Below are 10,659 nucleotides of genomic sequence, written 5' to 3'. Positions count from 1 at the left end.
CACATGCCTGACCTTTTCGGGCTCGTGCTCCACGTCGAAACCCATGACCTTCGCCGAACCCCCGCTGGGAAGGAGGAGGGTCGAGAGGATCCTGATCATGGTCGTCTTCCCCGCGCCGTTGGGCCCGAGAACCCCGAAGATCTCCCCCTGGTTCACCTGCAGGCTTACGCCGTCGAGGGCCACTACGGGCGCAGACTTCGTCTTGAACTCGCGTCGTAGATTGTAGACCTCCACTGTGCTCATGCGGTCTGATTTCATCTAAGGTTCACGCTGGGTTGACTCGCCCTCTGCGCCCCTGAACCGCGGATTAATCTTTTTCCCGACGGAGGCGGGCAATCCTTTAAGACCGTTGGACCTCACCGCCCACCACATGCGCGAGCTGGCCGGCTACAGCGGCAGGGCCCTGCGATTTCTTGAGGAGGCGAAGGCCGGGATCGGGGATGTTTTGCAGGTCGAGACCAGCTGGGGCCCCGTGTCAGGCACCCTCGTCCCGAGATACTCCTATGGGGACGACGAGCACATCGTGCTCAAGCTGAAGACCGGTTACAACGTCGGCCTGGCCGTAGGCAAGCTTGTGAGCGCTTCAGTAAAGGCGAGGGGAGAGAAGCCCGCGTTCAACGTGCCGCAGAGGCCGAAGAAGAAGCCTGGGCTCCCCAGGGTTCTCATTTTGGGGACAGGCGGCACAATCGCGAGCAGGGTGGACTACCGCACAGGGGCCGTACGTCCAGCCATCTCGGCCGGCGAACTCCACTCACTCATCCCTGAGCTTTCGGCGGTCGCGGACGTGGAAACGGAGATCATGTTCAACGTCCTCTCCGAGAACATAGCTCCTTCCCACTGGTCGAAGCTCGCAGTCCGAGTCGGGAGGGCGGTCAAGCAGGGGTTCGACGGCATCGTGATAATGCACGGGACGGACACCATGGGGTATACGGCGGCCGCGCTTTCCTTCGCCCTAGTCAGAGTCCCCTGTCCCGTCGTCCTGGTTGGGGCCCAGCGGTCTTCGGATAGGCCTTCCTCGGACGCTGTGTTCAATCTCATAGGGTCGGTTTCGTTCGCAGCGGAGTCCCCGTACTCTGGGGTCTACGTAGGGATGCACCTCGACGAGAGCGACGAAAGGGTTGCGCTGCATCGTGGGACGAGGGTAAGGAAGAATCACACAAGCAGGAGAGACGCCTTCGTATCCGTCGGGGTGCCGATAGCAGCGGTGTGGGGACCGTCGGGGCTCGAAGATGCGGACCCGGGCTTGCCCCCAAGAGGCAAAGGGCCTTTCAAACCAAGGTCAAAGTTCGATGGCAGGGTCGCGCTGCTGAAGTTCTATCCGTCGATGCCCGGGAGGATGATACGGGCGGTGAAATTGCTGGGGGCGAAGGCCCTGGTCCTGGAGGGCACAGGCCTGGGACACGTCAGCTCGGAGGACACGGCTGCAGTGAAGGAGTTCGTGAGGAAGGGGGGGCTAGCGTTCATCACTTCGCAGTGCATCGAGGGGAGGGTGGACCTCAACGTCTACGACACGGGAAGAGACCTCCTGAAGGCGGGGGTGGTCCCCCTCGAGGACATGCTTTCGGAGACAGCCCTTGCCAAGGCGATGTGGGCTCTCGGCAACTCTGCAACCGCGAAGGAGGCGAAGGAGATCATGGTCGAGGACCTGGCGGGGGAGATGACGTCCCGGCGGTTTCCTGGGTGACGGCCACGGCCAGCGACTCTCCCAAGCCCGAAGTAAAGGTGGGCCTCGAAATCCACCAGCAGCTCGCGAGCTCTCGGAAGCTCTTCTGCGAGTGCCCCATCGTGAAATCGGAGGAGTTTCCCTACTCGTTCGAAAGGCTCCTCAGGCCCGCCCAGAGCGAGACGGGAAGGCTGGACCCGGCCGCGGTGTTTGAGTTCGTCCGGGCGGGGCCGACGGTGTACCTGTGCAACCCTGAATCCTCCTGCCTCGTCGAGGCCGACGAGGAACCCCCCCACGGGCTCAGCGAGGAGGCGGTGGACATCGCCATCGAAGTGTCCAACCTCCTGCATTCGAAGGTAGTAGACGAGATCCATGTCATGCGAAAGATCGTGATAGACGGCTCCAACACCACCGGGTTCCAGAGGACGGCTGTGGTGGGGCTGGGCGGCTACCTAGAGTTCGGGGGCAAGAAGGTCGGAGTTCAATCACTGACTGTCGAGGAGGACGCTGCGAGGCTGATGGGCGAGGACGGCAGGTCGCGGCGCTATGCCTTGGACAGGCTGGGAGTCCCCCTCGTCGAGGTCGCCCTGGAGCCCTTCATCGGGAGTCCGGAGGAAGTGGGTCAGCTTGCGCTTCACCTTGGGAGGACCCTCAGGTCGACGGGGAGGGTCGCCAGGGGGCTCGGGACCATAAGACAGGACCTCAACGTCTCGGTGAATGGAGGAAAAGTCGTCGAGGTGAAGGGGGTCCAGAAGCTGAACCTCCTCCCCAAGGTCGTGGCCTACGAGACGAAGAGACAGCTCGCCCTCCTGGAGGTCGCGAAGAAGGTCAAGGAAAGAGGGGCGTCTTCGGTGACCACGGACGCCTGCGAGGTGACCATGACCCTCAAGGAGAGTGGATCGAAGGTCATTCGGAGGGAGCTTGCGGACTCGGGGGTGGTGACCTGCATCAGAGCCATGGGCCTCGCTGGGCTGATTGGTTGGGAGCCGTGGCCGGGGGTGAGGCTGGGCAAAGAGGTGGCCGAGGTGGCGAGAGCCAACTCCCTCGGAGGAGTCATCCACTCAGACGAATTCGCCCATCAAGGCATCTCGGAAAAGGAAGAGGAGGCACTTCGGAAGGAGTGCGGGGCTGACAGGGACGACGCGCTCGTCCTCCTTGCAGGTCCGAGGGACATCGTCGAGAGAGCGCTTCCACAGGTCCAGGCGAGGCTCGCGAAGGCCGCCGAGGGTGTTCCTGACGAGACCCGGGCAGCGACCGAGGAGGGTGAAACGAGGTACATGAGGCCGAGGCCGGGAGCGCAGAGGATGTATCCAGAGACAGACATCCCCGACGTCGTCATCGCTGAGGGGAGGCTGAAGAAGATTGGGTCCCGTTCAACAGAGCCCTGGGAGGTCCTGGTGGAAAAGTATGGCCGCCGGTACTCGCTCAGCCGAGACATGACGCTGAAGCTCTTTGATTCGGAGTACTGGGGGAGCTTCGGGAGCCTAGCCAAGGAGCTCAAGCTCGAGCCGTCGTTGATCGCGTCCACGCTCGTGGACCTTCCGGTGAGGCTTTCCAGAGAGGGAATCCCAGAGGAGAGCCTGCGAAGCGAGCTTTTCGTCGATGTCCTCAGGGCGATAGGCGCGGGGAGGATCGCAAAGGAGGCGGCCCCCGACGTCCTCAGGGCGGTCGGACAGGGCAGCGTGAGGAATGTCACCGATGCCATAGGACTGCTAGGTCTCGGGACGGTAGGGATTGAAGAGCTAGGCTCCATCATCGACGAAGCCTTGAGTGCGGAGGGGGGCCTTGTCATGGAGAAGCGGGAAGAGGCCTTCGCACCTCTGATGGGCAGGGTGATGGCTCAGGTCCGCGGAAGGGCGGACGGAGGACTCGTGAGCAGGATGGTGAAGGAGAAGTTAGCTCACGCTCTGCGAAACGCCGGGAAGGGAAAACAGGGGTAGTTGTCCGCCCCTAGAGGGCAGACAACTTTCGGGTTCTTCTGAGGAAGACGAGTCCCAAGACTCCCGCGACAGCTGCGGCGAAGACCGCCACTGACAACAGGAGTTCGGTCGAGCTCACGCCGAAGTAGGATTGCGTGCCCTGGCTGCCACCGGATGTTGGGGCCTGGACTGAGAGGGTGGGGATGTTTGACGGAGTATAGTACTGGCTCGTGCCGGCGCGCTGCGAGGCTGCTGCGCTCGTCTGTGCGGGGACTCCGGTAGGCTGGCTTGATGTCGTCCCGGTGCCGCTCGTGCCTCCAGCAGATTTGACGCCCGCAGGCATCACCCAGTAGTTCTGAGGCTGGTAGTGGAGGGTCAGCTTGGCGCTGGTGGAAGGCGGAAGGAGGAGGACCGAGGCCGAGAGGCCTACGTATGTCGGCTGCCAGTAGACGGTCACATTGACTTTCTGCCCGCCGACATTCGTGACCACGGTCGTCTGGTTGGTCGGGAGGTTGACCGGTACCCAGCTCCATGCGGTCACTACGGCCGGGGCGCTAGGGATGACCAGGGTGGCGACGCCGTCGCTTCCAGTCTGTGCCGACATCAGGATCTTGGTGTCCTGTCCCCACCAGTAGTACCACTGCCCCACGACCGATGAGGAGATCCAGGCTCCGACTGCCGCAGTGCCGTTTTGGTACACGGCCGTGACGGTTATCTGCGTTGTCGGATACTGAGTCACGTTCTGCGTCTTGATGTCGATGGTCTGGGACGAGTCGACGTGCTGGACGGCGTATCCGTATTCAGCCGTCGGCTGGAAATACTTGACAGGCATCGCTGCGATCGAGGAAGAAGGGGCGCCGCTGGCTGCGCCTAGCATGCAGATGTTGCAGGGGCTTCCGTACTGGTGAATTGCGCTCACGGTAAAGAGGTAGTCGCCCGTCGGAAGCTCGAATGCCGCGGCTGGGTATGGCCCCTGATAAGTTCCTACGAGGTCCCCGGTCAGGTTGTACGCTGTGAAGACGTATGAGTATGGAAGGGAGGCGCTGGTGGAAACTGAAATCTGGACGTTGTTGAATGTGGCTCCGGCGGCGACGCCTGAGAGGAACCCAGCTCCCGCGATGAGTGCTGCGACAGCTGTGAGGGTCGCTTTGGCGGCCGTTGATCCGAATCCGTTGAAGTTCTTGAGTTTCGTCGTTTGTGTTTTCATTCTTGAGCGGGGGTATGGAAGGCGGCCGAGTTAGACCTACTGTCTAGAACGGCCGTTCGGGGGGTCAGAACGAGTGGGAAGGGTCAGCGAGACGGCGGGGGGTTAGGTTGGGTTCGTTCGAGGGTGGCTGCCCCCTCGTCCCCGCTCGTTCTTCTAGGGACTTCTGCGCTTTGGCGCGGAAGTGTTGGCACGGTTCCTGCCGCTAGGCTTCGGTCTTCCCCGTTTTGCCTCGACAATACCGCACTCTTCGTTGCTCCCCGTCTGTTCAAGAGTCCTGAACAGCGAGCTTGCCCTGTTCAAAAGAGCGGTTTGACATCCGCTCCTCCCCCAAGCTGAGGTGTGAAAACAACAACCATCGCAGCGTCCGCGATAGTCGCGCTCCTCCTCACGGGGGTCGCGGCGATTGCATTCGCTCATCCAGGCTTCCTTCAGTCGGGTAGCTCGACAAGCGGCATTCAGGGATCTCAACACGGCAACGACACCCGCGGCGACCAGGTTTCATCTCAGCACAATGAGAACGACACCAAGGGCGACCAGAGCTCATCTCAGCATCAGCAGAACGAAACAAGAGGCGGGGGCGACGAAGGGGGGTTCAACCTCACCGTCGGACAGACGCTCGTCTTCGCAAACCTCACGGGGCATTCCAACAACCTGACAAACGAGAGCCTTGAGAGCGACGACCACGACAACAGCGGGGCAAGCAACTCCACCGGCAGCTTCACCTTCAAGGTGACAAGCTCGTCGGAGGACGGCTTCAACCTCACAATTACCAAGGGAACATTCACCATCAACGGCACCACCTACGTGGTGACGGGCGGGAACGTCACGCTCAACGACGGGGGCGATTCAGCCTCCGGCTCCGGGACAGCGACGGGCGGGGTCACGTTCACCATCCACCTGTCTGGAATACATGGAAACACATCTTCAACCGCACCAATGGGCGCGATCAGACTCGACGTCAAGGCAGGGTCGAGCGAATACCTAGTGGTCCTCGGGACCCACGAGGCCTCCGAAGAAACTTCAGAGGATTAGGGAATCGCGCACTCCTGTTTTTTTCCTGCACCGTTTGAACGAACTTCCAGCTTGAGCCTTTTCCGAGACGATTGCCGACAGGCTTCAACATGGCTGCCGCTGGGTTGTTTGCAATACAAGGGAATGGTTGACCTTGCGAGTCAACCAACGTTTAGGCTGAAGACCTTACGAACGCTAGGTTCGCCGTCTACGCCGTAGATCCAGGGGTAGATGCTGCAGCCGCTCCTGAACCCTGTACGACCTGTCCAGATGCAAACCGCTCAGAGACTTGCGTCACCTTTATCCTCACGCTCTGGCCCTGCTTTGTGCCAGCGACAAAGACCACAAATCCGTCGATCTTGGCAATGCCCTCTCCGCGCCTGCTCGTGTCGGAGATAGTAACATCGTACTCCTTACCGACCTCGACTGGCTTGTTGAAGGAACCGGATCGTCCTCCGAAACCTCCTCGATTGCCATACCCTCCTCGTTGTCCGAAACTCATTTTCTTTCACACATCCTACCGATAGTTCTTCCGATAGGGAAGCGCTGGCGGCGAGGTAATTAAAGGGGCGCAATTGAGATCCCGTCCATCTCTGTTCGTGCCCTCACGGGACGAAGTGTAGGAGGTAGTGGCACAACGAAAAGTGGGCATAGCGCTCTCTTCCCCCGGCAGGCCTAGCCCGGTGATTTCTCACGGATTTCAAACTGGCAGTAGGCGTCGCCGATCGAGACGCACTTCGTCTCCTCGCACTCGATGGGCCTGCCAGTCATCGTCTGTAGAGATCCTACTACGTGCCCTCTGACGAAATCGGCTTTTGGTGTTTCGGACGACGTACCGCCTACGCATTCGAAGCAGTCATACATCCTTGCAGTCACGCGGAGCGGCTGTGCCGAATAGTTGACTAGTTCGACACGACCCCAGCCATGGGCCCCGTAGAGCGATACCATGTCTGGAAATCTTCGTCCGAAGTTCTCCCTTCCGATTACTCCCCAGAAGTGTTTCCCTGCCTCGATTCCACTGGCGACGCCCTGTTCGTAGACCATGACTCTCCCTCCTGAGCCGAAGACGGACAACATGTAGTCGAACATTCCCCTGAGGTCTTTTCTGCCCAAGACCATGGCCTGTTCGCCCGTGCTCAAACGGAGAGGATAATGGAGGGTGCCCACAACCATCCCTTCCCTTCCCTCCCTGATGGCGGTCTTCACGACACCGGGGGACTCTTCGAGGGACTCCTGCATCTTCTTCAATCCCCGCCAATCGTCTCCTTCTTCAGCGAAGAAGGACCACTCAGCGAGGTCGGTGCCCGGAAGGCTCGTGGAAGATGTCGCGACAAGATTCTCACCACTACGCGTCAGCTGACCCGCTGCCGCAGCCAGAGTACCGGGGACGTCCCTCAGCCAGAAGCTACCCTGTAGGACCTTCCGACGCGGGGAGAGATGATACACCATGATCACTTTTGGCGGAAGGGCGTCGACGGGCGCGATCTCTGTTTCCGTGCGAGGAGCCACACTGACAGTGACCCTCTACACGTAATGAGCTATCCTATCTCTCACGGGAGTCAGAGCCAGGTCGTCTTACAACAGGCAGGGTGCGTTGAAGAACCGTGGTCCCTTCGGAGCTACAAATCGAAATACAGATAGAACTCGTAGGGATGGGGACGAGCCGATACCGCACTGTAGGCCTCCATCTCCAGTTCCATCATCACTTCGACCAGGTCCTTCGGGAATATGCCCTCCAGGAACGCCGAGTCGCTCTTGAGGCTCTCCACGGCCTCCTTCAAACTCCCCGGCAGCTCCCCCACGTTCATCTCTCTCCTCTTTTCAGGGGAGAGTTTGTAGATGTCCTCGTCCACCGGGTCACCTGGCTCAGTCTTCCTCCTCATCCCGTCGAGGCCCGCCGCAGTTATGGCAGCGAAGGCCAGGTACGGGTTGCAGGACGGGTCGGGGGTCCGGAACTCCACCCTCTTCGCCCCCTCTGAGCCCTTCTCATAGGCCGGAATCCTAACGTTCGCCGACCTGTTCATCTTGCTCCATGCGATGTACACCGGGGCCTCGTACCCGGGGACCAGCCTGTGGTAGGAGTTGGTGGTAGGGTCCACGATGGCGCAGAGCGCCCTGCTGTGCTCCATTATCCCGCCGATGTAGTAGCGTGCAGCCTGGCTGAGCTCGGCGTAGGCTTCGTCTGGGTCGAAGAACGCGTTCTTACCGCTTCTCCATAGGCTCGAGTGGATGTGCATCCCTACCGCGTTGTCCCCGAAGATGGGCTTGGGCATGGTCGTGGCGATAAGTCCCATCTTGGACGCAACGTTCTTGGTGACGAACTTGTAGGTCATGGCGCTGTCCGCCATGGTCACGAGCTCGTCCCGGTAGACGTCTATCTCGCACTGTCCCGCCGTCGCCACCTCGTGGTGGTGAGCGTTGCTTAGGATCCCGAAACCGTCCCTCATGTAGTTGACGCAGACGCTCCTATAGTCGCTCAGCGTGTCGACTGGCTGCGCCGGGTAGTACCCGTCCTTGAACCTGATGGGGAAGTTAGTCCCCCTTGCCTCGTTGGCGGACTCCCGCGAAGTAATCTTGAATCCAGACGCGAACGGGTTGTTCGCTTCCCAGGTCGCGCTGTCGAAGACGAAGAACTCCACTTCCGGGCCCCAGAGCGAATCGGTGAAGCCTGCCTCCCTGATCTTGGCCTCGGCATTCTGAGCCACGTGTCTTGGGTCTCTGCTGAATCTGCCGGCCCCGTAGCCCGAACGCACATCGCAGATCAACCGTGCGGTTTTCACGCTGTCCTCTATCCACGGGACCACCCCGAATGTGGAAGGGTCGGGGACTAGGAGCATGTCAGACTCATGGATGTCGACGAATCCCCGTACTGAAGATCCGTCCAGCTTCGCCACGCCATCTGAGAACATCTGTTCACTCATCATCTCGGATGGGAGGGTCACGTGTCTCAGACGGCCGGGGACGTCGGTGAACTGAAGGTCTACGAACTTCACTGACTGGCCCTGGACCTGGTCGAGGACCTCGCCCGCACGGAAAGTCCTCTTAACGAACTTCCCATCTTCGGTTATCTTGAACGTCAAGCGCAGTGGGATTGTTAATAGCGGATATAAGAGTCATGAGGCCTTGGCTGGACGTATGAACGCCGATGCCCTGGTCGAAATCGCGACCACCCACGCAGGTCTGACCACCACGAAGGAAGGCTTCCAGCTGCCTCTTCACGTTTAAATGCGCGGCGCCCTCTCGACGGCCGAAACCCCAGTTGACAAAGATCAGAGTCAAGCTTGGCCAAGCAGAGGCCGAAGTCGAAGCTGACCAGGAACACCTGCGAGAGGCAATTGACCTCGTCCCAGAGCTCGCCGCCAAGCTCCCAGTGGCCGCTAGTCATGAATCCGAGGGCCTCAGGGCGCGGCTGGTGGACCAGACGACTGCAGTTCGGGATGTCAGCACCCCCGCTGAGATGCCCGTCGTGGCGCTCGAAAAGGGCGATTCGCTGGCCGACGTCATAGGGAAGTTCTTCGCGGACCCCTGGGGGAGGGAAAGGAGGAAGCTCTCCGACGTAAGGGAGGCTCTCCGAGGGTACGGGCTGAACTACCCAAAGCAATCAGTCGCCGTCGCGCTCCTGAGGCTTGCCAAGACCACCCGCATCAGGCGGTTCAAGGCGGAAGACGGCGAGTTCGTCTACACCTCCTCTGCTATGCTGATGGCGCCCGTCTCCCAAGCCAGGCAGGAGGAGACGCTCGGCGACCTTGCGTCTCCGCAGCCAAACTAAATTAACGAGTCCCAGACCCTGTGCGCGGCGGAGTGATTCTGCAACTTGTCCTCAGATAGAGAGCTGTCCATCATCGTCAGCTACGGCGATTCTAAGGTCGAGTTCGCGGGTTCCCCCGAGGTCGTGATGAGATCTCTCCACGAATTCGTTTCGAAGGTGATCCCCAACATGGACCTGGCGCGCACCATCAGCGTCAACTACTCGCTGAACGACCTCATCCAGATGTTCAAGGACTACGTAAGGGTGACGCCCGAAGGTCCGAGGGTCTGGACCCAGGACAAGAAACTAAGCGACAGAGACGTAATACAGCTACAGCTTGTCGCGGCCAGGATCGCGAGCCTTAGCGGCAAGGCCTCCTCCGACGCGATGGGGGTTGCCGAGATCGAGACGGCGACGGGCCTCTACCCAAAGACCATCAGCTCCAGGCTCAGCGAACTCACGAAGTCGGCGCTGGTCGAGAGGGTGGATTCGGATTCGGGTGGGAAGTACAGAATCGCGACGGTCGGGGTGAATCGGCTGGCGCAGCAGCTGTCGAAGAAATTCAAATCATCCTAGAACGGCCTCTCAGGATTCCGGTACGATGGACTGGGCTACTACTCTGGGCCGGAGTTTCCACGGCTCCCTTCGCTCGATTTGGTCTGCTTTCCGAACGGATACTTCTGTATGTACCTGTAGTTCCTCATGCTGCCGTCTCTGAAGAGTGTCGCTTCCCTTACGAGGTCCACCAGCGTGTGGGCCACCGCAGTCCTGTCGTAGTGGTAGCCCCGCCTGCTCATCTCGTCGTGGACCTCGGAGAGGGCCTTGGGGGACTCAAACCAGCCCTCCCTCCACATAGTGACCAGCAGCCCCCGGCAGGTCTCGAACCTCCTCTTGTCAGGCTCCGCCTCCTGAGAATCCACGAGCGCTGGCTCCTTGGATGCCATCCCTGCAAGCACGCTCTCGACCGCCTGCTGGACCCTGTCCTCTGGGGAAGTAATCTCAATCTCCCAGGCTCCCCGCTTCAGCCTGACGGTCACGCTGGGTTGACCCTGATGCTCGCTCACCGGGAGGCGCCTCGCCGTCTATTGTTGTTGGCCAAGATGCGCAAGTC

Annotated in this window: 11 protein-coding genes; 5 read left to right on the top strand and 6 right to left on the bottom strand. The window is 60.4% G+C overall.

Features of this window, described 5'->3' with window-relative positions:
• A partial coding sequence (locus OK438_01955; GenBank protein MDA4124206.1) for an ATP-binding cassette domain-containing protein occupies positions 1–258 on the bottom strand: 258 nt, incomplete at its 3' end.
• Between the two features lie 91 nt (positions 259–349).
• Between OK438_01955 and gatD the strand changes: the two genes are divergently transcribed.
• Both gatD and gatE read left to right on the top strand, forming a co-directional pair.
• Entirely contained in the window at positions 350–1,684 is a 1,335-nt protein-coding gene (gene gatD, locus OK438_01950; protein ID MDA4124205.1) for a Glu-tRNA(Gln) amidotransferase subunit GatD, read from the top strand.
• Positions 1,681–3,603 carry a Glu-tRNA(Gln) amidotransferase subunit GatE gene (gene gatE, locus OK438_01945; protein ID MDA4124204.1) on the top strand — a complete coding sequence of 641 codons (1,923 nt, stop codon included), beginning with the start codon at positions 1,681–1,683 and terminating at the stop codon, positions 3,601–3,603. Before gatD ends, gatE begins: the two co-directional genes overlap by 4 nt.
• 10 nt (positions 3,604–3,613) lie before the next feature.
• Here the strand turns inward: gatE and OK438_01940 are convergent, their stop codons facing one another.
• The gene (locus OK438_01940; protein MDA4124203.1) at positions 3,614–4,789 is read right to left on the bottom strand and encodes a hypothetical protein; all 1,176 of its coding nucleotides are present in this window, start codon (positions 4,787–4,789) and stop codon (positions 3,614–3,616) included.
• 339 nt (positions 4,790–5,128) lie between these two features.
• Between OK438_01940 and OK438_01935 the strand changes: the two genes are divergently transcribed.
• The gene (locus tag OK438_01935; GenBank protein MDA4124202.1) at positions 5,129–5,821 is read left to right on the top strand and encodes a hypothetical protein; all 693 of its coding nucleotides are present in this window, start codon (positions 5,129–5,131) and stop codon (positions 5,819–5,821) included.
• Between the two features lie 187 nt (positions 5,822–6,008).
• On the opposite strand, the gene OK438_01930 is transcribed toward OK438_01935, so the two are convergent.
• The 3 genes from OK438_01930 to glnA all read right to left on the bottom strand — a co-directional run bounded on the left by OK438_01930 (position 6,009) and on the right by glnA (position 8,880).
• A complete protein-coding gene (locus OK438_01930; GenBank protein ID MDA4124201.1) occupies positions 6,009–6,302 on the bottom strand; it encodes a TRAM domain-containing protein in 294 nt (97 codons plus the stop codon).
• Positions 6,303–6,475: 173 nt separating this feature from the next.
• Complete coding sequence (locus tag OK438_01925) at positions 6,476–7,309, bottom strand: hypothetical protein (GenBank protein MDA4124200.1); 834 nt, start codon at positions 7,307–7,309, stop codon at positions 6,476–6,478.
• 110 nt (positions 7,310–7,419) lie between these two features.
• Positions 7,420–8,880 carry a type I glutamate--ammonia ligase gene (gene glnA / locus OK438_01920; GenBank protein ID MDA4124199.1) on the bottom strand — a complete coding sequence of 487 codons (1,461 nt, stop codon included), beginning with the start codon at positions 8,878–8,880 and terminating at the stop codon, positions 7,420–7,422.
• Between the two features lie 179 nt (positions 8,881–9,059).
• Here glnA and OK438_01915 point away from each other — a divergent pair, with 179 nt between their 5' ends.
• On the top strand, positions 9,060–9,569 hold the full coding sequence (locus tag OK438_01915) for a hypothetical protein (protein ID MDA4124198.1): 510 nt from the start codon (positions 9,060–9,062) through the stop codon (positions 9,567–9,569).
• Positions 9,570–9,614: 45 nt separating this feature from the next.
• Positions 9,615–10,124: a hypothetical protein gene (locus OK438_01910; GenBank protein ID MDA4124197.1), complete on the top strand. Its 510-nt coding sequence runs from the start codon at positions 9,615–9,617 to the stop codon at positions 10,122–10,124.
• 38 nt (positions 10,125–10,162) lie between these two features.
• On the opposite strand, the gene OK438_01905 is transcribed toward OK438_01910, so the two are convergent.
• Entirely contained in the window at positions 10,163–10,612 is a 450-nt protein-coding gene (locus OK438_01905; protein ID MDA4124196.1) for a hypothetical protein, read from the bottom strand.
• Between the last annotated feature and the right edge of the window lie 47 nt (positions 10,613–10,659).

Source organism: Nitrososphaerota archaeon (genome assembly GCA_027887005.1).
Classification (GTDB): Archaea; Thermoproteota; Nitrososphaeria; order Nitrososphaerales; family Gagatemarchaeaceae; genus UBA183.
This window is presented reverse-complemented; position numbering and strand designations above follow the sequence as displayed.